We start from the raw sequence: 24,208 nt of genomic DNA, 5'->3' as shown, positions 1-24,208 counted from the left end.
TTAAGCTTGTTATTTATTCGCGTTTTTCATTTTATAGCCACGAATTCTATGAGCATTCATTTTCTTTTCAATGTGTGCTCGTTTGTTTTTTTGTTGAATTTTACTAATCGTTTGTTTTAGTTTTTTCTTATAGCCTGGCTTGACTTTTTTATCAGCTAATAAAACAGCTTTTTTAATCTCTAAATTAGTTTTAAAATCAACAGGTGCTTTATTTGTTTTTCAAGTATATTTGTAGTTTGATAATTCATTATTACGAATTCTTTTATGAAGAAAGACAATACCCTTCTTAACTAGTTTTAAAAGTTCTGTTGACTTCTGGCGGTTATCATATAAAACGTAAGATTCACCGGTATATTTACCACGACCAGCACGGCCGGCACGGTGTACATAAAACTCACTTTCGGACGGTAAATCATAACTAATAATATGACTAGCACCATCAATATCTAACCCACGACTCGCTAAATCAGAACAAACAACATATTGGAAGTCCAGGTTTTTCATTTTTTTATAAGCATTGTGACGCTCACGTTTTTGCAAATCACCGTGGAACATTCCCACATTATATTTTTGGTCCAATAATTGTTTATAGATCTTTTCTACTTGTTTTTTTGTATTACAAAAAATTAAGCATAAATATGGGTCGATAGTACGCATTAAAGTAGCTAGCGAGTGATCTTTATCATGGTTATGAATGATATAGTGTTTGATGTTTTCATTCGTGTAAATATTAGTTGCACTATTAACAATCTTAGTGTCACCAAAATATTTTTTAATTTGGATTGATAGCATTTCATTCAAAGTTGCTGAAAAGCTAACTTTTTGAACATTTAATTTGCTAATCCGTTGCATCACAGCATCTAAGTCGTCTGCAAAGCCATGTTCCATTAACATATCAGCTTCATCGAATACTAGTGTTTTTAGTTCACGTAGATCTAAATAATTATTTTCTAAGAAATATTTCAGACGATTAGGTGTGGCAATAATAATTTGATTTTTATTTCAATCCTTGTTAACTTGTTTTTCTAAATCAACACCCCCAACTAACGCTTTAACATTTAAATGTTTATTATGTTCCACAAACGGAGTTAGTGCAGCATTAATTTGCATTGCTAATTCTTTTGTAGGAACAATAATTAAAGCTTGTAGCTGTTTGTCAAAATCTAAATTATTTAAAATAGGTAAACAGAAAGCTAAAGTTTTTCCTGTTCCCGTTTCTGCAATCCCAACTAAGTTTTTTTGTTTATTTAGATACCCAAAAGTATCTCTTTGAATTTGTGTTGGTTTAATAATGTTTAAACGATTTAGAACCTCGATGATTCAAGGTTGTAAATTTCTAAACTTGTTTATTTGTTGTATTTTCATTTAATCCCTCTTCTGTATGGATAACCGTTTTGTTCCATTTGGTTTTACTAAAGATAATTCATCCCAAGGCGAATTTAAAAATGTTTTCGGCATACATTATGAAGAACAGGAGATAAATATTGTACTTATTGTTTGGGTCTACATTAACATTTGTCATTAGCCCAATAATAATCATTCAAATAACAACAGATAAAATATCCATAGCTAATAAGAATTTACTTCCCCCACTCTTAATTGCTGAATACATAAAAGCAAACGGGAATTCAAACATCACTCGAACTAAAAGCACATATTCTAGGTATGTTGCTGTTTTGACGATAGCTTCAGCTCTTTCTTTAGCTGCTATAGAGTCGTCAGTTGGTGGGTTTAATAATTGGTTTACGAATGTTGATAAGATTAAAATAATAATACTTAAAAGAGTCGCAGCTATAAAACTTCAATTGATTAAACGACGCGCATTTTGTTTAGCTAAATCGTTTCTTTGCGCCCCTAATTCTGCCGTTACAACAACCGCTGTAACAGCTGCAGAACCCGGTCACATTAAAGCAATAAATTGAATTAATAATGAAACAGTGGCAATTGAGTCCCGCTTATCACTATAATAATTCAACATAAATCCAAGAATAACAGTTGTTCCTAAAGCGAATAAGAATTCGTTAATTACAATTTGTCATCCAACTTTAACCACTTGTTTGAAAACTAATTTACTAATTCGTAAATGGTTAAAAATATAATATGGTCGTGTTTTTTTAAATAATGACAAGATTACTAAGAATAAAGCATTAGAGAAACGTGCAATCAATGTACATCCAGCGACTGCCATAGTTGCATTGTAGTAATCATGTTCAAAAACCTTAACTAAGATGGCCGCTAAAATAATGTTAATTGCTAAAGCAACAGATGACGAAATTAATGGTCAGAATGTTGCTTTATCTTGTCTGAAAGCCGTTGCAAATGTAAAGCTGACAATAAATGGTATTAATGAGGCAATTACAATACGTAAATAGCTGGCTGCCAGTTCATTAGTTAACTTAAATGATGCAATTTGTTCAGGCGTTGCGTTGTCTTTTAATTTAGAACCACTAAATAAAGCAATTAATTGATTTGGGATACTCATTGCAATAATCGTAATCACAACCGCAGTAATTAATCCCACAAAAATTGAGAAGTTCATCGTCTCTTTAAAACGCACGAAATCCTTGTGCCCATAATACTGCGCTCCTAAAGTAGCTCCCATTGAAGTTATCGCAGTCATTAAAATAACTGGTAAGAACATTACTTCAATCGCTAAAATAGCAGCCGTTTTAGCCTCGGTCCCATGGCTGCCGACGTTAAACGCAGCTAATAAAAAAGATCCCACCATCGGGATAATTGTTAAGATAATAAAGTTAATAACCGTTGGAAAAAATTGTTTACAAATTATTTTTGCAAACTCTTTAGTTCCGAAATGTTTGGTTCAAAAATTTTGTTTTGAAGTATTCTGCATTAGTAATCACTTTCACCAATCTTCGCATTTTTTAAAATTTTAATTGCAGATGATGTACCAATTCTCGTTGCCCCGTGTTTAATAAATGCTTCTAAATCATCGATGTTTTTAACACCGCCGGCAGCTTTAATTTCTTTTTGGTCACCAAGAATTTCTTTTCATAAAATTACATCCTCTAAAACTGCTCCCGAAGAAGCAAAACCCGTTGATGTTTTAATAAAATCAGCATTCGAAGCTAAAATTAAATTGGCTGCAAATACTTTTGTATCATGGTCTAAAAGCGCTGTTTCCACAATAACTTTTAAAACATGATCGCCAATTGCTTGCTTGATTTGGTTAATTTCTGATAAACAGTATTCAAAGTTTTGGCTACGTAATTCATTGATATTAATGACCATATCAATTTCATCAGCACCATCTTGAATGGCTTGTTTGGCTTCAAAAACTTTTGTTGCTATGGTGTTCATCCCTAATGGAAAGCCAATTACTGTTGTAATTTTTACTTTTTGATCTAACAATAAATGTTTCGCATATTTAACGAAAAACGGTTGGATACAGACACTAAAAAAATCGTATTCAATTGCTTCATTAACTAGGTCGTTAATATCATCAAATGTTGCTTCATTTTTCAAAAGAGTATGATCGATATACTTACTATATTTATTCATTTTTTTCACCTTCTATTATATAATTGTAATACATTTTAAAATTTTAAAACAGCCGCGTTTTTTTAAGGTGTCTTTTTAAAGTCATAATTGAACCGAAAATGTAGGTTATGAGTTTGGGTATATTTAATCGTTTTATGACGATTAATTAATAAAGGTGCAATCATCAACGCCAAAATTATGATGCCTGCATATTTAATTAAATTAAATGGTACATACAAATAAATATGGCCAAGTAGATAGGTCGGAGCATTCAATAAATAAGGTGTGGGTTGATAAGTTTTAATTAATTGACAAAAATTAATTGTGTCACTGACTTTGAAAATATATCAAAATAGTGGCGTGAATAAAATAGCATTCATTACAGTGCTAATCGTAGTTGTAATTAAACAACTGCAAACAAGCGTTAACAATAAATAGCGCTTTAAATGTTGTTTTTCTTTAAACACTACACGCGCAAAAATCCACACAAACGAAATAAAAACTAAATTATTAAATAAGGCGATCAAGACGCCAATAAAACTAGCACTTGAATAAAAAAAGTTAAACATGCTGCCGAAAATGGTGGCAATATAAACAAATGGAGTACGAACTTTATAGACCAGAACAACTAAGGCTAAACAAGCAAAATCTAAAACAAGAAAATGAAACTTCAAAAATGAAGAAAGATAGTTAATAACCAAAAAGACTGCTAACATAATAGCACTTAATGCAAAATCAAAAAGGCTTTTGTTAACAGTAATATATTTTGCTTTCTTATTTTTTCCAAAATTCGTTTTCAATGATTTTAATATCCATTTCTAACGCTTTGTCCTTTTTTGTTCCTGGGTTTTTACCACACAATAAATAATCGGTTTTCTTAGAAATATTATTCACAACTTTAGCTTTGTAAACGGTTTCTAGAATTTCCTTGATTGCTGGACGTCCAATACTAAAAGTTCCAGTAATCACAAATGTTTTGTGTGCGTACTCAGCAAATGGTACATACTCATTGACATCTAAATGAGAGATGTATAAAGTATTGACTCCGTATTGAATCAATTTACCAATTAAGGTTTGGTTATCATGATTGGCGAAGAAATTAATAATAGAAGCCGCTGCTTTTTCACCACATAAATCCACTTTGATTAAATCATCATAGCTGGCCTTCATTAAGGCATCAAGACTGTTGAAATGTTGAGCTAATTTTTTAGCTAATGTTCCACCCACATGGCGAATACCTAGACCTGTTAATAAACATTCTAATGAATTCTTTTTAGAAGCTTCGATACTCTTAATTAGATTGTTAAATGTTTTGTGTTTAATTTTTAAATCTAGTTCATAGATACGATCTTCATAGAATTTTAATAAGTATAAATCGGTGATATCACTAATTAGTTTGTGTTCATAAAATTTAGTAATAATTTTATCTCGCAAACCATCTATATTCATAGCATTCCGCGAAACATAGTAAATAATTTTAGCAATTTGTACTTGCATACATGTTTCAGGGTGTGAACAATATCAATCAGTTTCATCAGGATTATTAATTAATGTTGATTGACATGATGGGCAGTATTTAGGTTGTGCAAAAATCGAAACACTTTGATCACGACGTTCTAAAACTACACTATCGACATATGGAATCACATCGCCGGCTTTATAGATGGTAATAAAGTCGTTGATCCGAATATCTTTTTCAACTATAAAATCATAATTATGTAAAGCTACATACTGAATAATTGATCCATCTAATTCTACTGGTTCTAATAATCCAGTATAGGTAATTTTCCCAGTTCTACCTACATCAATTACCACATCTTTAATTCGCGTAATTTTGATTGCTGCAGGGAATTTATACGCAATGGCTCATTTCGGGAATTTTACGGTGTAACCAATATCATCATACACTTTATAGTTATTAACTTTTAAAACCATACCATCAATTTGATATTTTAAAGTATGTCGAATTTTGTGCATGTTATTAATAATATTCATAATACCCACTAACGAATCGGTTTTTTCAATTAGTTCGTTCACATGGAATTTTTGTTCTTTTAATCACATTAAAGTATCATATTGCGAATGCAAACCCAATTCGTTTGCTTGTACAACATAGTACATATATGATTGCAAGTTACGATCACTTACAACTTTATTATCTAAACTACGCAACGTACCACTAGCTGCATTACGCGGGTTGGCAAAACGTTTTGATGTTTGTTCAAGATTATCATTCAAACGAACAAAATCTTCGTTGTCCATAAAGACTTCGCCCCGCACTTCAATCCGTTGGTCTTTATACTTATCACTAATGAATCATGGGATGTCTTTGATTGTTTTAATGTTATGTGTCACATCTTCACCAATCTGACCATCACCCCGTGTAACAGCCTGCACTAAAGTAGCGTTTTCATAAATTAAACTAATTGATAGCCCATCAATTTTGGGTTCCACAATAAAGCCATTTAAATCTTGTGATCATTCGTCTAAAACGCTAATAAATTTTTGTAGATCCTCTTGGCTAAAGGCGTTTGATAAGGATAACATTGGCGTTTGGTGTTTTACTTTGGTAAATTTATCTAAAACATAACCACCAACACGTACACTTGGTGAGTCAACTGTTTTAAATTCTGGGTGTGCATTTTCTAAGGCGATTAACTCCAACATTTTTTGATCATATACATGGTCTGGAACACTTGGATTATTCAGAGCATAATATTCATAATTTCATTGTTGTAGCTGTTTTCTTAGTTCATTAATCACATGCTTGATATCTTTATTCATAATTCACCCTATCGTTTAATTGGTTTTCTTAAATTTCAAACCACTTGTTTGTTTTTCTTTTGGAAATCATCCACTAAACCTTTTAATAGTTTAGGATGACGTCGTGATGTTCGTTGTTTGTGTAAAATGATTGTTTCTTCATTTTTAACACTAGCATCCTCGGCTTCTTCAGCATCTTTATTTTTGTATTTTTTAAATTCATCAATAATCTTGATTGAAAAATCGTTTAATAAACGTTCGTTTTCAGATTGGAATTGTAATAACTTTGTATTTGTTCTGGCACGGGCTGATTCGTTTAAAACTGAAATAATCCCTGAAGCAAATAATGAAGTTAAGAAGCCGTAATAAGTAACTCCGATAACCCCCATAATGGATGCGAAGAAACGCCCTTGTTCACTAACTGGTGCTAAATCACCATAAGCAATTGTGGTGATAGTACCCACGGCAAATCATAATGAATCACCTAGTGATCTAAATTTATATTTATCGCTCTCATATGGAATGTTTTTTAAATGGTAGTAGTCTTGTTCGCAACGTAAGATGATGAAACTTAACACAAAAGCAAACACTAAAATAACAATGATTGATGATAATAAAATTCTTCAACGACGTTTAATTACTTCTCCAAAGACATTAATATCTGAGGCCAAAACTGTATTATTGATAATTTTTTTATGTAATCCTAAAATCTTAAATAAAATGGCTGCAGGGAAAACATCCATATACACTGGATTGTTTACAAAATCACTAAATACCTGATCATCTGTTAAAAATTCGTTACTAAACAATGTTTGTTGCAAGCCAGAATGGTAAATAATGATAATGATTAGGAATGAACCAAAGTCAAGAAAGCTTGTAAAACGAAAAGGAAACAGCAAGAAAGCTTTGATTCGGCTTCATTTATATTGCGAATAGTCTGCATAAAACCAACGTAAAAAGTAATCAAATAAAAATACATAGTTAATAATGTAAAAAATTAAAAAGTATTGCTTGATAAATGTATGATGGTTTGTTTCTTGAATGGGGTCAGAAGTGTTGTTTAAGTTGGCTTGATTATAAATGATTATGGTTGACGAAGCGACAACCATAATCATTAAGCACAATTGATAAAAAAACGCTACGATTGACTTAATATTCATAATCTTCGAATAAGCTTGCATGTCAGTAAATTCAAACAAGACAAAACGAAAACGATTAAAATATAATAATTTGTTTTCTTTTCTAAATGATTTTATTTCTTCTTTGGTCATGTGTTTTTCCTTTTAAATTGTTTCATTTACTATTTCGTATTCACCATCGATGAATCGGTAGTAAAGGTGTTTGTCATAACAAACAATAATTAAATTAGCGATTTGATCATTAAAAGCATTTTCTAGACATTGTTCTAACTCATCGATGAAAGTAATATCCTTGTTGTGGCAAATTACTTTTACAAAAATCTCTTCATCTTGGTTATTTTTATAAACAACATCATATCTTGGCATTAATGATTCATCTAATTCAGTCTCAATGCAATTGCGTAAAACAAGCGCATTGTGCAATGTCTTTAATTGTTCGTTTAAATCATAAGTTGCATTAACAGCATTTTCTCCGTGTCTTTCAAAATCAACAAATACGTTTTTATGCATATCTTCAATGAAATAGTCACTCATGTTTAAAATAAATCCAATGTTTTTATATAAAGAAACATTGCGGTTTAAGATATCATCCAGTTTTAATTGTAAATAATACTTAGAGTTTCGTACAGCTTCACGTGGTCGTCCATAAATTAAAATATCAGATAGCATCACTTCAAAGTCCACAGGTTCTAAAGCTTTTAAAATTAATAAGTGGAAGAAGTCTACAAAATAAAACTGCGCTAGTTTACTTAAAGTATTTGATGGATCGCGTTGTGCAAATTCTTTGACATCTAAAAGCAAGGATAGAATTTGTTTGTTATTTGTCGAATAATCAATGAAACGGTAAATACTGTTTGCGAAGTAGTGAAACATCGTTGTCATTTTTCGCAAGTTTAGATTTGAGATTGTTGATAATTGATATGACAAGAAGTTCATAATTCGACGTGAACTGGCTTTTGTCTTATATTTATCTAAACGAATAATTAAACGTTTATTTTCTGGAATTTGGTTTTGAAAAACCTTTCGCTCGTCTAAGTATTTAAAAAACGAAGCGTTGAAAATCACGGTATTATTAAATAAATTTAATGTTTTAAAGTACTTTAAAAGTCGCGTGTAATTTGTACTATTTGGGTCAATAGTGTCGTAGAAGAAGGTATACCTTTTGGTGATAATCATCTTGGATGACTGCATAAACCTATCATAAATGCTGCTTGGGTCATATTCCACCCCGGCAGCTTGTTCATCAAAATAATATTTCTTATAAATGTTATTTAGAGTCTTATCAATATTATAAATTAATAAATCTCGGCGATTAGCTCGTAGGTTATTAAATAATGAGATTAAGTTTGATAAAATAATCGCACTAATCAAAGTGAAAAGTGCTGTTACAATTCCAATAAAACCATCTCTTGATCAAACTTCAATAATTTCTCTTGTCCGTAAAAAGACAATGGAAATTAGGGGCACAGCAATTGTTGCTCCAATAGTACTAAAAGTTGTAATAATCGGTAAAAAATAAACTCGCGATCGTGATTGCACTTCTTTTTTATTTACTGCGTTATCAATTTCGTCAATTTGACGGACAACTTTCGCAATTTTTCGTTTCTTTCATCATAAAGTTAAGCGCGTATCTTTACTTGAGTACTTAAAGTTTTCTAATGTGGTATTAGCTAATAAGAAACCTTTGATGTCTTCGACTAAACATTCTTCATTAGCTGTGGAAATTGATGATCATTCTGGCAGTTGTGGATCTGCTAAAATAATCATGTCATTTAGTATTTGATATACTTTTTCGTCGACTTCACCATATAAAGCGACGACTTTTTTGTCTTTACTATGAATTGATTTGTAAAGTTTCTCGATTTCTAATTCGATTGAGTTTCTTACAGTTGACATCTTTTTTTATTCCTTATATATCTATATATTATAAATAAAAAGTATTATAAGAAAAAATTATGGTTAGCTTTTTGCCTCCCATAATTATAAAAAACTTAGATTTTACAAGATTCGCACTGGTAATCGTCGTAATTTTCTGATCCTTCCAGCACATCTTGTCTAATACGGACATAATAAATCGATGCACATTTTTTACTAAAAGCACGAATATAGGCTTTGTTTAAATCACGTGTCGTCGCTTTATCTGTCATAAATAGCGTTAAGCTGATCGCCTGGTCAATATGCTCTTGAGCAACGGCTGCTAAATCAATAATTGGGTTAGGCCCTAATTCATATGCCCCTTGAGCATAGAATTTGTAGTTTTCATTATTAATTTCATATGCAGGAACATAAACCCGTCCTACTTGACCTTCTTTTCGTACTTCCACAGGTGCAACAACTGGTTGTAGACTTGGTGTACATGATGATAGGTAAGAAATAGATCCGGTTGGGGCGATAGCTAATAAATGAGAGTTAGCTAATCCTTTAGTTTTTATATTTTGTACTAACAATTTTCATTCTTTTTGTGTAGGAATGTAGATATTGTTGTTAGCAAAAATTTCCTTAATTTTTTGGGTTTTAGGGATATATGTATCTTCTGGTACTTGGGTATATTTATTAAATTGTGAACCATCAGCGTATTTTGATGTGGCAAATGATGCACATACTCCAAATTCATCTACTAATTCATTGCTTGCTTTAAAGGCATAATAAGCAACTGTATAAAAGAAGATATTTGTAAAATCTAAAGCTTCTTGTGAATCATAATAAATGCTGTTTGTTGCCAGAAAACCATGCATGTTCATCGCGCCTAGACCTAGGGCGTGATTCATGTCATTATTATATTGAATAGTTGGAGCACAATCTAATTTACAAACACGTGAGACAGTATTTAAAGCTTGGATTGCCCGTTTAACGACATTCCCAAAATCAGCTCCTGATTGCATCATTTTAGCAATATTTAAAGAGCCTAAATTACATGAGATGTCTGTCCCTAATTCGTCAATTGATAAATCTTCGTTAAAAGTGGTCATTTTTGATGGTTGTGCGATTTCTGAACACAAGTTACTCATGACAATTCTTTCGTTTGGATATGCTGAACGATTGTTAACTGTATCATCAAATAATAAGTAAGGATAACCGCTTTCAAAGTGTAATTCAGAGATTGTTTGGAATAATTTACGCGCTTCAATATAATATTTTTTAATATTTTTGTTATTAACTAAGTTTTCATATTCTTCAGTAATAGAGATATCACTTAGTGGTTTGTTGTATTCACGTTGAACATCATACGGCGAGAATAAAGCCATTTGTTTATTAGCTTTAGCTAATTCAAAAGTAATGTCTGGAACTATTAAACCTAATGATAACGATTTTATTCGTACCTTTTCATCCGCGTTTTCTCTTTTAGTATCTAAAAAAGCCAGAACATCAGGGTGGTGGACATTTAAATAAACGACCCCAGCCCCTGGACGTTGCCCTAATTGATTAGCATATGAAAAGCTATCCTCTAAAATTTTCATAACAGGAATAACTCCTGATGATTTATTTGCTAATTGTTTAATAGGGGCGCCTGCTTCACGTAAATTGGTTAGACATAAAGCGACACCACCAGCACGCTTAGATAATTGCAAACTCGTCGCAATCGCACGTGCGATTGATTCCATATTATCTTCCACTCTTAATAAGTAACATGAAACATATTCTCCACGTTGTTTTTTACCAGCATTCAAGAAGGTGGGTGTTGCTGGTTGGAATTTATATGTAATAATATCTTGAATTAAAGCTCGTGCTAAAGCTACATCTCCATTTGCTAAAACAAGTGCATTCATAACAATACGTTGAGCAAAGTTTTCCAAAAATATTTGGTGATCAAATGTTTTTAAGCAATAAGTGCTATAGAATTTTAAAGCACCCATAAAATTAGGGAAAGTATGCTTAAAGCTATCCGCAAATTCTTCTAGTTCAACAATTGTATCTAAGTCATATTTATCTATAACGTCTACATCGTAATAATCGTTTTCAATTAATCACATTAGACGTTGTTTCTTAGAATCAAACGTTTTTGTAAATGGTTTAATTTGTGTTTCTATATATTTTTGCACAGCTATTTTGTCTTGTTGAAAATCAATTTTAAATTGTGATGATTTAATACCGATTAAGGCATTGTGTGCAATGTATTCATCATCATTAATTAAACGATTGTTTTTATTGTCTTTGTTCATCTTTCCCCCAAAATTTATTTAATATCGAAATAACATTCTCTACATCGTATTTTGTACCTAATAATTCATATTGATAAAGAATTGGCACATTTAATTTTTGTGAAATAATCGGCCCTGCTAAACAGTATGTATCATTAAAGTTTGTATTCCCGCTAGGAATTACCCCATAACAGTGTTCACGGTTTTGTCGATTATTTAAAAATTTGATTACTTGTTTTGGTACAGCACCATCTGTTTCCGATCCGCCACCTGAATAAGTTGGACAGAAAAGAACATAGTCTTCGTTAACTAATAATTCCTCATCAAGATCAATCGGAATACGTTTAGCACGCAAACCTGTTTTTAAAACAAAGCGGTGTGTATTATTTGAATGTGACGAAAAATAAACAACTAAAACTTCGCCACTTGGTTTTTTAATTTCTTCGTGGTGAATTAATTTATATACTTCATGACTCATATTTAAAAATCCCAATCATCATCTTCTGTTTCTTCTGAAACACCCATAACATAGCTTGATCCGTTACCAGAGAAGAAGTCGTGGTTTTCATCAGCGCGCGCTGAAAGTTGTGCAAACACGTCGGGAGCCACAGCGGTTTCTTCTTCTGTAAAGGGTGAATCATACCCTAGGTTTTGTAAAAATTTACCTGCATTATATAAACAGAATTTAACTGCATCCTCAGCGATGTCAAATCCTTTATATAAATCGTATAAATAAGCTTTTTCTAAATCGATTAAACGGTACATTAAATCAAAAACAAATTCTTTCATTTCTTTTTGTTTTTCCGCACTCATCTTTTCTAATTTACGTTGGTATTTATAACCTGAATAATAGTTATGAATAACCTTATCACGTAAAATCAAACGAATAATATCGCTTGTGTTTGGCAGTTTTTGTCGTGCAGCTAAATAAAACGGTAGATAAAAGCCACCATATAATAGGAAACCGGGCATTAAAGCAGCTGCTACTTTTGATTTCAACGGATCTTCATCCATGTAGTAAGGGATTAATTCCTTAGCCCGTGCTTGTAATTTGTCATTGTTAATCACTCATTCGTGAGCCTCTTCTATTTGTTCACTTGTACAAAGTGTTGAAAAAATAGAACCATATGACCGAGCGTGTACCCCAACCATGAATGCAAAGTTGGCATAAATTACTTGTTCGTGATCAGTCAATGAATTACGAATTTGTTCCACGTCACAAACGGTCGCTTGAATTGTATCCAATAAAGTTAAACCTGTAAACGTACGTGTAATCAATTGTTGTCAATCTTCATTTAATGTTTTTCATGAAGGAATATCACTGGCTAATGGGATCTTTTCTGGTAATCAGAAGTTTTGCGTAATCCGATTTCAAACCTCTAAATCCTTTTCATCATTCATTCAGTTTCAGTTAACAGAACGCAGTCTTCCCTTAAATCCATTCTTGTAATATTCGATAGGTGACACTGATTCATAAAAATAATTATTTTTTCTTTTTTGTTTTTTTGAACTCATATAAAAACCTCCTGGTTAGATAATTATAAGTACAAAAACCACCAATTTTTAGGAAAAAAATATTTATTTTTTTGATGATTTTTATGGTATTTTAGCCAGTTTTCCATGTTGTATATACAGAACGATGTTTTTATTTTATAATTTAACAAAAAGGGGTATAAAAATGAAAACATTAGTCATTGGGGCTGTCACGGTTGATATTATCGCTGTCCCTAATAAAACTATTATTTATGGTGATTCAAATCCAGGTAAAATATACAAAACCTTTGGAGGCGTTTCCAAAAACATCGTAGAAAACCTTGCTCGGCTTGGTTTCGACGTTGATTTTGTATTTAATGTTGGTAACGACACTAAAGGAAAAGAAGCTATAGCATATTTACAATCTCTAAACGTTAATCCTATCTTTAAAATTTATAACCAACCGACCGATACATATCTGTCGGTTTTTGATGAAAGTAAAGAATTAATGGTGGCTATTAATGATATGTCGTGTGTTCAACACATTAATGCTAGCTATATAGAATCATTAAAATTAAATCCCAACGATTATGATTTAGTTATTTGTGATATGAATATGGCGACCGAAACACTCTCTTATGTATTAAAAACATTTAAGAATGTTTATATAGAAGGTGTTTCGGCTAATAAAATTGTTAAATTGAAGCCTATCCTTAATAGTGTGCAAGCATTAAAAGCGAATTTTTTAGAGGCATGTACATTATTCGAAGTTGAAACCTTAGAAGAAGTAATTGCTAAATTGAAATCTTATAATATTCGTGAGGCAATTATCACCCTAGGGAAAGAAGGCTCGTTAGTTTTTCTTGAAAACAAAATTTATCAAGTACCATCGCAACCTACTAACGTAATTAATGTTTCGGGAGCTGGAGATGCTTTTTTAGCCGGTTATCTATATGCTAAATTTTTAGAAAACAACACTAATCCTTATGATCAATTAATTAGTGGTAGTTGTGCTTCCTTAATTACCTTGCACTCCCCTTTAACTAATAGTTTAGATTTAAATCAAACAAACTTAAACAAGGAGATCTTATTATGAAAATCGAAATCTTAGATGAAATTAAACAGGCGCTTGCTAATAACCAACCAGTAGTTAGTTTAGAGTCAACAATTATTTCACATGGTATGCCTTATCCACAAAATATTGAAATGGCACAAACATGCGAAAACATCATTCGTCAAAACAACGCCATTCCCGCAACCATCGCAATCATTAACGGTGTAATTAAAGTTGGTTTAACACCCGAAGACTTACACTACCTAGCAACAAATAAAGAAGTTTATAAAACAAGTAGCCGTGATTTAGGTTATGTAATCGCAAACAAACTAACTGGAGCTACAACCGTCGCAACAACATCATTAATTAGTGAAAAAGTTGGGATTAAGGTTTTTGCAACCGGAGGAATCGGTGGGGTTCACCGTAACGCTCAAGTAACATTTGACATTTCGAATGACTTAGAAATCTTGGCAAAAACTTCTGTCTTGGTAGTTTGTGCAGGACCTAAATCAATTCTTGACCTTCCATTAACTTTAGAGTATTTAGAAACAAAAGGTGTAGAAGTTTTAGGCTACCAAACAAGCAAATTACCCGCTTTTTACTGCAATACATCAGATTATGATGTGACATACAAAGTCAATGATGCTCATGAAGCAGCTAATGTTATGTATGCTAAATGAACTCTAGAAAATTCTGGTATCATTCTAGCTAATCCCATTCCGCAAGAACATAGTTTAGATGCTACTTATATTAATAAAATCATTCAAGATGCTTTACTAGAAAGCCAAGAAAAGAATATTACTGGTAAACAAACTACACCATTTTTACTACAAGCCATTACAAACAAAACACAAAATAAGAGCCTACAAGCCAACATTGCGTTAGTTTATAACAACGCTGCCGTAGCTGCGCAAGTAGCTTGTGCATACGCTAATATCGCTAATCAGAAAAAATGTTAAAACACAGCGGAGTTATATAATTTTTTTTATAATAAAATTAGCTTTAATAAGCAAAATTATTTTAGCAAGGTTATTGGTGGAATTAGTTCTTTGATTCCTTTCTTATTCCTTTTGTAATGATTGCCTCCTGGGAGCTAAGGGCATTTAACGATGTATAATTTATTTCATACTTTTCTTAATCAACATTTAAAATGAAAAATTTAATCCTTTTTTCAGTCTCTCCAATCAAAATCAAAAGCAACAATTCCATCGTATAACAAATAAAAAAACAAAGTAAGTCGTAGTACTTTGTTTTTTTATTTACTTTCTTCCTCACGAACAATTTCTTCAAACATTTGTTTGATTTTTCTATTGAAGTGATTTAGACCTGATTTACTAATGCTTATTTGATAGTCTTTCTGCATTTTTTCAACAATTTCATTGAGTGATCCCACAAAATTATCGCGTCGTAGTTGGCAATATTTTTGAAAAGTTGGTGGGGTATGTGCTAATTTAACTGGACGCTTGGCCATAATATAGTCAATTTTAACCTTTAATTCACCCGCTAGTTTAGCTAGTTTTTGGGTATTAGAGTGGTTGATATTTTCTAAACGTGTTAAGTTGTTTGTGTAATCTTTAACCACACGGATATCCTCGAAACGCAAATAGCTGAAGTTAGTTTTTAAAATTTTTAAAAAGTCGCTAATGGCTTCTCGTTTTTTTAAATATAAGATTGTTTTCTTGGTTGATTTCAAATATTTAAACTCTAAACCAAACGATTTGGAGGCAGCTAGAAAAATATCGGCAAACAATTCGTTATAAACTCTTATTTGCAAATTAGAAACTTTACTAGGATCGTTTAAATAACCATACCCTAAAAAGGCGCCAATAATGAAGTTTTGTGCGCGTATTCGGTTCTTGTTCTTTTCGTCTGTTAAGTGGTCAAAAACAAAATCTTTGATTTTTAATTTATTTCATTTTAATTTACTGCTCAATTTATCAACACCTTGGTAGATAACAACTTGTTGAACTTCATTATTTTTGTTATATCCCAAAGAATATTGCATAGACTCAAATTCCTTGTGAAAGGAGTTTTTTAAGTCCGCAATAGAGTTAACTATAAAATCTAAAATTGATTGGTTGTGAAAGTTGAAAACCCAGGTATCTTCCAAGTGGTTATTAAAGTTTAGTGTAATCGCATACAGAATATCTGATAGGTCTTTAATACTGTGTTTGTTTGAAATGATTTCATCGCGCACAATATAGTTAAATGATGCGTTATTTTCACTCATGTTGATTTATATATTCATTAATATGTAGAATAGCTTGTGTTCCATCAGAAACAGCTGTTGCGATTTGACGAATATTTTTAACAATAATGTCACCCGCTGCAAAAATGCCTGGTATTTTAGTCATATAATTAGCATTCACTTCGATGAAGTTTGAGTTTTGGTTATATATTAGTTGGTCGCTTTTTTGAATTTTAGTTGGTAATAATCCAATAAAAATAAAACAAGCAGCGATGTCAAGAGTTTTGCGTTCACCAGTTTTTTGGTCTTCAATAGTTATTGTTTGTAATGTTTCTTGCCCATCAAAACCTAAAGTATCGTGATTGTAAAAAATTTCAATGTTCGCATGTTGTTTTAATAAATCAACATTTTTTTGTTCTGCCTTAAATTGATTTTTATTGGCTATTAAATAAACTTTTTTACAAATAGTTGATAAATATAAAGCTTCGTCAACTGCTGAACGTCCCGAACCAACAACAGCCACCACACGATCTTTATATAAAGGGCCATCGCAAATAGCGCAAAAAGAAATCCCTTTATTGAAAAAACGTTTTTCGTTAGGGACATTTAATTCTCGATTAATTGTTCCTGTCGCTATTAAAATAGTTTTAGCTTGATATGTTTGTGCTGTTGTTTCAACATATATATAATCTTGTACTCTATCGACGCTTAATACTTCTTCAAAAACAAAGTTCACATTGATACCCTGTGCGTGTTCGTACATTTTATAAGCTAAATCTGGTCCATCAATTTTCTCAAACCCTAAGTAGTTTTCCACAGTGGCTGTTGAAATAATTTTGCCACCCGGCATTGACTTTTCAATAACTAATAGATCCAACCCACCTCGTTGGCCATATACTGCTGCTGAGAGACCAGCGGGGCCAGCACCAATAATTATACAATCGTAAATTTTTGACATAAAAACACCTTTTATTTATTGCAATAATATAATTTTTCGCCTTCTTGACGAATGTCCTTAAATGAATATACGCGACGGTTTTTAGATGGATTCATTCATCAGAACATTGCCTCTAAAACAAAACGGTCACGCGTAAATCTAGTAACAAATTGAGCATATAGAATACCCAAAATTCCTGCAACTAATAATAAACTATTAATGACATATGTTCCTGCAAAACGGTATTGCGACGCTCGAGCTGTTTCCGTGATAAATCTAATAATTCCATAAACCACAAAATATGAGCAGGCCACAACCCCGATACGCAATTGTTTAATATATGATAAACCGAAGTAGATAATTGTAAAGAAGACTACATTAAAGAATGATTCATATAAAAATAATGGATGATAGATAGTGAATAATGAACCATCACCAATCGGGTGTTTCATACCTTCAAAAACAGCAGGCATACTGTTTTGCAGTCATTTTAAAGCCTCGGGAGTAGTTTCTGAACCATAAATTTCACCATTAATAAAGTTTCCTCAACGCCCCAACGCTTGTCCTATTAAAATGGTTGGAATAATTGCGTCAGCATAAACTCAAACACTTACCTGACGTACATATACTTCACCATCAGCATTCACATCACGCACGTGGTATTTTGGTTTTCTTAAGATTAAAGGGAACCAAATTAAAGCCACAATGACTCCACCGATGACCCCTCCTTGAACAGCTAAGCCTCCTGACCTAAAGTCAAAAAATCCCGTGGTCCCTATTTTAGCGTCACCAATCGCAAACGATCAAACACGTGCACCTAATAAAATAACTGGCACAGCAATAAAAACATAATAAAATCCTGGGTCAAAAGGAACTTTATAGTGAAATTTTAGTCTTAGTGAATAAATTAAGATCGCTAAAACAAAACCAGCCATAAAGGTTAACCCATAACCATAAACATCGAAGTTTTTACCAATTGAAAAAGCTACGTTATGGCCTTCACCAACAATGGCATTTGCTAAATTGTTTGTAGGATTTATAAAATCCAAAACATAATTCATTCTTAATCCTCCTTATTGTTAATTTGTTGTTTAATAAATTGATCAGCAGAGTTGTACCCCGCTTTTTTTAATTTATAATCAGTAACAGCTGTTTCAATAATATCAGCAATTGACCGACCTTGAATAACAGGAATCATATAGTGGACTACATTTACCCCTTCAAAGTTTTTATAATGTAAATCTCGACCAAATCTTTCAAAATGATATTTTTGATCTTTCTTAACCATTACTAATTCAATGACAATTTCAATCTTAGTAGAATCTATCATTCTTTCGATTCCAAACGAACGCGAAAAGTTGATAATTCCTAGTCCCCGAATTTCAATAAAATCTTTGGTCTTATCGTCTGCTCGACCATAGACACTATACCCAATTCTATTGACAATAATAGCGTCGTCCGCCACAAAGATATGACCTTTTTTAATTAGTTCAATAGCAATTTCTGATTTACCGATTCCTGAAACACCACGTAAAACAACACCAACACCATAAATGTTTAATAATGTTCCGTGGACTAAAGATTGATGTGATAATTTTTGACTAATATATGAGTTAATTGTGAAGTTTAATTCATAGAAACTATATTTGGTTTTCACAATTGGCACGCATGCTTCTTTAGCAATATCTAAAACGATATCAGCATACCAAAAGTGTTTTCCTAATAAAATTAATGGTGGTTTTAAGTCAATAATTGTTTGCAATTTTTTGCGAATAATTGAGGCCGAAAATTTAGATAAATAACGCGATTCTTTCGAACCGAAATAAACAATTGATAAAATCTCTTTAAACAGTACTTCACCTGTTAATTCTATCCCTACTCGGCTAATTCCCGTTGTAGAAATTGGGTTATTTAAATAGTCTTGGTTCATAACAACATCTAATCCAAAACGCTTAACAAGTTGTGAAACCAACAATTTTGATTTAGTTTCCATAAAACTCACCTTTTTATACCATATCTTATTAATTTTAATCAAAAAGCAGAAAAATAAATTAATTAATCTTTTAAAGGGACGTTTTGCAAATATTAATAATTAAAAAGTCAGCAACTACATTGCTAACTTTATGAAAATCATCAATTAAAATTTAATGTTCAAAGTGTAATTTAATAACTGGTTTTTTAGCTTTAAACAACATGCCACTATCAGACATTAATCATAAAAAATTTACCATAAATAAAATACAGAAAACTGCTTGATATATATAAACAATTCATTTTTTGCCACCTATACAACTTGCTACATAAGCTGCTAAGGCTACTAATAAAAATAAACTTAGAATACTAGCACTGACAGTAAAAGGTTTTTTGTCTTCGATTCGACTTTTAATATGATTAATAAAAAATATTGGGAAAAGGGCCATATATCATTTATTGTTGGCCGTCATTAATCAGAACAATTGCAGCAGATAAATAAATGGACCCACACAAGAAATAAAAGCAACATAGACTAGTCAATAATGCAGTTGCGAACTAACTCCTGAATGTGCACGCTGTAACTCCCAAGAATAGTCGTTCGTGCAAACAATGATAGAACCTAATGCCGCACCAACACACAATGATAATCAAAATATTAAAAACTAGCATCCATTGTTTTCTAATACTCATTTTGCGATTCTGTGTGTCAGTTAAATATTTGTTATTTACTTGCATAAATTGGTTTTCCATTTGACTCTATAATTTTTTACTCTAGAAATTAGTTTAATATATCTTAATTCTAATCTTTTTTTGTAAAAAGCTTTTTTAACGCATCTATTAAGATAAAAAGATTGTGTGAGAGGAAACAAAAAGTAACCACGGAGGTTACTTTTTTATCATTATTTATTAACGTTATCGTTTTGACGTTGTCATAAAACGTAGTCAATTTTTTCTGGGTTGTTATTGGGCGATAATGATTCTTTAATACGTGAAATAATTTTGTGTTTATCAATGTATCATTCATACTCTTTAATTCGGTATGTTGAATATCCACGATCTTCTAAAAAGAATTGTCGGTCAATATCTTCTAACATAATTTGAACACTACGGTTATCTTTTCAATTTTCTAAAATAATCGTTTTCAGAATTTCTTTTGTATCCTTATGTAAAATAACGATGTCAATCTTCTTCGTACCAATATTTCAGTTCGGGAAGACTAGATATTTATTTGATAGTTTTTTAGTTAATTCTGAATAAATTTCTTTAACTAAATCACTCTTAAATTCAAAATATAATTGGTTATTAACATCTTCTAGAGATTCATTAATTGATTTTGATGTTGAAATGTTATCAATAAACTCAATGAAACGTTTGAACGTTAAAGCGTTCACGTTGTTCATGTTTGATACTTGGATTTCATTCCCATAAAGGGATTTAACCACGATCATTTTCTTACGTGCACGAGTAATGGCTACGTTTAAACGGTTAGCTCCACCCTTCATATTTAATGGTCCGAAGTTATTTCTTAGAACACCTTCTTTATTATGACCATAAGCAATTGACAAGATAACTAAATCACCTTCATTACCTTGAACATTTTCAAGATTACTAATAACGATTTCGTTATTTTCAATTTTGTCATTTAAAGCTTGTGGGAAACTATTCATTTTGTCTAAAATCAAGTTTTCCACCATTAAAGCTTGAACCGCATTGAAAGTTACAATTAAAATTCGTTTATATTTTTCATAGTTTTGTTCTAAGACCTCAACAACTTTGTATGCTTCAATTGGGTTACCTTTGTCTCAAATACCATTCACATTAATGACTTCAATCCCTTTTTCAAATGCTCCTTGTTTAGTTGCAATTTCTAGTTTGTTGTCATAAATATATTTATTAGAGAATTCAATTAATTCTTTTGAATCTGAACGGTAGTGGTTTCGTAAATGGAATTCATTTCATCAAGCAGTTTTCGCTCTTTCTAAAAGTGAATCCACCCGGTCAAAGTCATCGATTTCAAAGTCGCTATAGGCTAATTTATTAACAAAGAATGACGTTGGTTTTAATTGTTTGTCGTCTCCTGAAACAACTTTAATGTTACAACGGTAAACGATTGGGTAACTTCTTTCAATAGTCATTTGACTAGCTTCATCAAAAATTCCGTAATCAAATTCGTTTTCATTCAGTGGAATCAATGCCGCAACATTATCAGGACGAGCAACTCAAATTGGGAAAAGAATTTTTAAAACACTATAGTATTCTTTAATATAACGAGAAATTGATGGTCAACTACGACTTGACGCAATTCGTAAAGCATTTGTAATTTGTTGTTTTGTTTCTTTTGGTAATTTACTTAAATAAGTTCGTAAATTATTGATGTATTGTTTAAAGACAATTTCGCCAATGAATGAAGCGCTTCGTAAAGCCTCTTTTCGAATTTGCGTTAAGATGTCTTGCAACAATAACCCCTTAGTTTCACTAAAGATACTGATGTTTGATTTAATACCATCTCATAAAACGATTGTTTTTAGTTTTCTAAACTGGTTGTGGTTGATAAATGTTGTCACCTGACTCATGATTGGGGCAACTTTTTCTAAATCAAAAATCACAATTGGTTCTAAATAAAGTTTCTTTAAATAAGGCAGAGAAAGTCATGATCATTCTTTGATAATCTCTTGCATTAATGGTGTGTAAATATTACTCAATGAATCTAATTTAGCTAGATAGTCTAAATCATAATCGACAAATTCTTCGTATTGAATAATTTCAGCAATTCGAGGTTTAGCTAAGAAGTCTTGGTTAATCAAGAAGTCATCAAATAAACCAATCACTGCATCAATTTCTTTAGCGCGTGATTTAACTTCTTTTAATGTTAGCGATGATTCTTCTCCAGGGTCAGCACTATTGATTACACGGGCATTGTTAACAAACTCAGCAAAGATAATTTTTCTGTCTTCTTCATTGTTGTGTTTTTTGAAAACATTCATGAAGTCAGCAATTTTTTCGTTTTGACTAATTAAGAACTCGTGATATGTGTAGTTGCTATTAGCATTCATACCCAGGATTTTTTTGTGGTTAGTAAAGAATTCTTTACACAAGTTAACCACTTCTTTAATTTGTTGGCTATTTTTATTTGATAGAGTGTAATCGCGAGCAATCACATCACGACGGAAACTTAGATAATCAGCAATTTTATCAATAAAGATTTTCTTTTCGCGAGTAGTCTTGTTTAAGAAGTTTTTGTGGTTTGGATCTTCTAAAACTGTTGTATCAGAACTAAAGTCTTGGAACGCTTGGATTTCTTTAGTAATCACATTAGCATGCATTAAGAATTTAGTTACTAATTCCTGATTAGTTTTAATCTTGTTAGAAATCGTTTGTAGGTGTTTAATAATTTCACCTTGCGAATAGATATCTAATAGTTTGTGGCGTTTGATAAACTTAGTAAAAGTGAAATATGCTTGGAATAAATCCGAAATATCCAACATTGTGTAATCATTGAAAATATCTGTAATCGCTTCAAAAAGGTTTTGTTTCTTAATTCCAAAATCATCAAAATTACGCGGTCCTAATCATTCATTAATGATTTCTTCTCCTAATTCGTTTTTAATCGCTACATAATCTGCGTAATCAATGTTATAAATACCATCATTATAATCTTCGATTGTTCAGTGTTTTTTAACTAAATCAAGTAGTTCTGAATTATAGTCTTGGTAATTTTTAAAGAACATTGATTCTTCTTGTGTAAAGACAACCGAAGGGAATTCTTTAACCTTGCCACGACGATTATCTTCACGGAATCATTGAGGACCTAATAAGTCGTTTAAATTGTCAATTTTATTAAAGAAAACTTCTTTGTTTGTTAAATCATAAATATATAGAGCAAAAATTGACAACGGGCCAATTCTATCAGTTAGTACATCTAATGCCGCTCTTTTTTCAGAAACTAATAAACTCGTTTTACCTTTTAATAAAGTATTGAAAATAATGTTAGCAATAACTTCTGATTTACCAGTTCCTGGTGGACCATAAATTAAAGTATTTTGGGCTAATGATGAGGCTACCGCATATTTTTGATAAATATTTAACGGATGATCAATTTCATAGACTGTGTTTTTCTTAATAACTTCGTTTTGATAATATTCTGTTGACTTGTTGCGTGCATCATCGTCTTTTTCAAAAGGATCAATTTCTTGATCAATTAATTTTTGTAAGTCTTCTTTTAGTGCTCCACCATCGGGTTCAAAAACACCTAACAGAGCGCACGGTAAAATGTTAAAACCAGTCACACTGCTTAAAACATCAGCTTCACTTTCGTTATCAAAAGGAACAAATTCATCCACAGGGATTTGTACATCATACCCTGAAATTTCTTGAATGTTTTCCACGATCGTATTTATGTTGTAAGTTGACACTAGTTCACTTGCTGATAATTTATAATCCTTATAAGCATTTTTTAAAAAGATTTGTAGCTTTTCGTTTACCACTGGTTCATCTTGCAATTTCGCAATGAAAACCCGATTCTTTTCTTCACGAATTTCAACTTTAAATAAAGTTAATGGTGATTTAAATACACTAGCACTTAAAACACGTCCACGGATAAAGTTGAACGCTAGATATAATGGTCAAACAGTTGTATCTTCAAAATAGTTCTTGGCTAAACGATTTAAAGTAATAAATCGTTTTTTAAAGGATAGTAATTGTTCGATCGCCAATTGAATTGTTTTTGATTTATTCTTATGAAAATCTTTGCGTAACAAATGAGTTTTATGATCACTTAAAGTTACGTTATTTTCATTTAAAATTAACGTAAACTCTTCAAATGATCCGCTGTTTTTTAATTTTTGTTCAAAAAGATCAACGTTCTTATTAGCATCTAATTCTAATATGCTAATTTTGTTATTAACAAAATCATAAAGATCTTCCTTATTTACATACTTAAATAAATCGATGCTTTTTGTATTGTTGGTTTTTGCGAAAATAACTGAGTCATTAGGTGATAAACCAACTAGATTCATTAGTTTCTCTTTAATTGCATTTTTCATT

At 31.5% G+C, this 24,208-nt stretch carries 18 protein-coding genes; 2 read left to right on the top strand and 16 right to left on the bottom strand.

The features are described from left to right. Positions 1-9: 9 nt before the first annotated feature. The 10 genes from OF376_RS02555 to nrdF form a co-directional block, all read right to left on the bottom strand. Complete coding sequence (locus OF376_RS02555; RefSeq protein WP_263821956.1) at positions 10-1,365, bottom strand: DEAD/DEAH box helicase; 1,356 nt, start codon at positions 1,363-1,365, stop codon at positions 10-12. Beyond that, on the bottom strand, positions 1,337-2,851 hold the full coding sequence (locus tag OF376_RS02550) for an MATE family efflux transporter (RefSeq protein WP_263821955.1): 1,515 nt from the start codon (positions 2,849-2,851) through the stop codon (positions 1,337-1,339). The genes OF376_RS02555 and OF376_RS02550 overlap by 29 nt, the downstream gene beginning before the upstream one ends. Beyond that, a complete protein-coding gene (deoC, locus tag OF376_RS02545) occupies positions 2,851-3,519 on the bottom strand; it encodes a deoxyribose-phosphate aldolase (protein ID WP_263821954.1) in 669 nt (222 codons plus the stop codon). The genes OF376_RS02550 and deoC overlap by 1 nt, the downstream gene beginning before the upstream one ends. 62 nt (positions 3,520-3,581) lie before the next feature. Next, a complete protein-coding gene (locus OF376_RS02540) occupies positions 3,582-4,298 on the bottom strand; it encodes an MPN527 family putative ECF transporter permease subunit (RefSeq protein ID WP_263821953.1) in 717 nt (238 codons plus the stop codon). Beyond that, a complete protein-coding gene (gene ligA / locus OF376_RS02535; RefSeq protein WP_263821952.1) occupies positions 4,273-6,282 on the bottom strand; it encodes an NAD-dependent DNA ligase LigA in 2,010 nt (669 codons plus the stop codon). Before ligA ends, OF376_RS02540 begins: the two co-directional genes overlap by 26 nt. 8 nt (positions 6,283-6,290) lie before the next feature. Then, on the bottom strand, positions 6,291-7,532 hold the full coding sequence (locus tag OF376_RS02530; protein ID WP_263821951.1) for a potassium channel family protein: 1,242 nt from the start codon (positions 7,530-7,532) through the stop codon (positions 6,291-6,293). Between the two features lie 12 nt (positions 7,533-7,544). After that, positions 7,545-9,296: a hypothetical protein gene (locus OF376_RS02525; protein WP_263821950.1), complete on the bottom strand. Its 1,752-nt coding sequence runs from the start codon at positions 9,294-9,296 to the stop codon at positions 7,545-7,547. A gap of 95 nt (positions 9,297-9,391) precedes the next feature. Continuing rightward, positions 9,392-11,560, bottom strand: a complete 2,169-nt coding sequence (nrdE, locus tag OF376_RS02520; protein WP_263821949.1) for a class 1b ribonucleoside-diphosphate reductase subunit alpha — start codon at positions 11,558-11,560, stop codon at positions 9,392-9,394. Then, entirely contained in the window at positions 11,544-12,017 is a 474-nt protein-coding gene (gene nrdI / locus OF376_RS02515; protein ID WP_263821948.1) for a class Ib ribonucleoside-diphosphate reductase assembly flavoprotein NrdI, read from the bottom strand. Before nrdI ends, nrdE begins: the two co-directional genes overlap by 17 nt. 2 nt (positions 12,018-12,019) lie before the next feature. Then, complete coding sequence (nrdF, locus tag OF376_RS02510; RefSeq protein ID WP_263821947.1) at positions 12,020-13,054, bottom strand: class 1b ribonucleoside-diphosphate reductase subunit beta; 1,035 nt, start codon at positions 13,052-13,054, stop codon at positions 12,020-12,022. A 163-nt stretch (positions 13,055-13,217) separates the two neighbouring features. On the opposite strand from nrdF, the gene OF376_RS02505 reads away from it, so the two are divergent. Then, complete coding sequence (locus tag OF376_RS02505; protein ID WP_263821946.1) at positions 13,218-14,123, top strand: PfkB family carbohydrate kinase; 906 nt, start codon at positions 13,218-13,220, stop codon at positions 14,121-14,123. Next, positions 14,105-15,025, top strand: coding sequence for a pseudouridine-5'-phosphate glycosidase (locus tag OF376_RS02500; protein WP_263821945.1), 921 nt, complete (start codon positions 14,105-14,107; stop codon positions 15,023-15,025). The genes OF376_RS02505 and OF376_RS02500 overlap by 19 nt, the downstream gene beginning before the upstream one ends. A 296-nt stretch (positions 15,026-15,321) precedes the next feature. On the opposite strand, the gene whiA is transcribed toward OF376_RS02500, so the two are convergent. From whiA to OF376_RS02470, 6 genes are all read right to left on the bottom strand, one after another. Then, positions 15,322-16,296, bottom strand: a complete 975-nt coding sequence (whiA, locus tag OF376_RS02495) for a DNA-binding protein WhiA (protein ID WP_263821944.1) — start codon at positions 16,294-16,296, stop codon at positions 15,322-15,324. Continuing rightward, on the bottom strand, positions 16,283-17,212 hold the full coding sequence (locus OF376_RS02490) for an NAD(P)/FAD-dependent oxidoreductase (protein WP_263821943.1): 930 nt from the start codon (positions 17,210-17,212) through the stop codon (positions 16,283-16,285). The genes whiA and OF376_RS02490 overlap by 14 nt, the downstream gene beginning before the upstream one ends. 11 nt (positions 17,213-17,223) lie before the next feature. Beyond that, positions 17,224-18,252 carry a prolipoprotein diacylglyceryl transferase gene (lgt, locus tag OF376_RS02485; protein ID WP_263821942.1) on the bottom strand — a complete coding sequence of 343 codons (1,029 nt, stop codon included), beginning with the start codon at positions 18,250-18,252 and terminating at the stop codon, positions 17,224-17,226. A 2-nt stretch (positions 18,253-18,254) separates the two neighbouring features. Then, complete coding sequence (hprK, locus tag OF376_RS02480; protein ID WP_263821941.1) at positions 18,255-19,184, bottom strand: HPr(Ser) kinase/phosphatase; 930 nt, start codon at positions 19,182-19,184, stop codon at positions 18,255-18,257. Between the two features lie 151 nt (positions 19,185-19,335). Beyond that, entirely contained in the window at positions 19,336-19,635 is a 300-nt protein-coding gene (locus OF376_RS02475; RefSeq protein WP_263821940.1) for a hypothetical protein, read from the bottom strand. A 429-nt stretch (positions 19,636-20,064) separates the two neighbouring features. Then, positions 20,065-24,207 (bottom strand): AAA domain-containing protein, encoded by a 4,143-nt coding sequence (locus tag OF376_RS02470; RefSeq protein ID WP_263821939.1) that lies wholly within the window; start codon positions 24,205-24,207, stop codon positions 20,065-20,067. Position 24,208 lies beyond the last annotated feature (1 nt).

The sequence above is a fragment of the Ureaplasma miroungigenitalium genome (genome assembly GCF_025780085.1).
Taxonomy (GTDB): domain Bacteria; phylum Bacillota_I; class Bacilli_A; order Mycoplasmatales; family Mycoplasmoidaceae; genus Ureaplasma; species Ureaplasma miroungigenitalium.
Note: the sequence above shows the minus strand (reverse complement) of the source record. Positions and strands in the feature narration are given on the sequence as shown.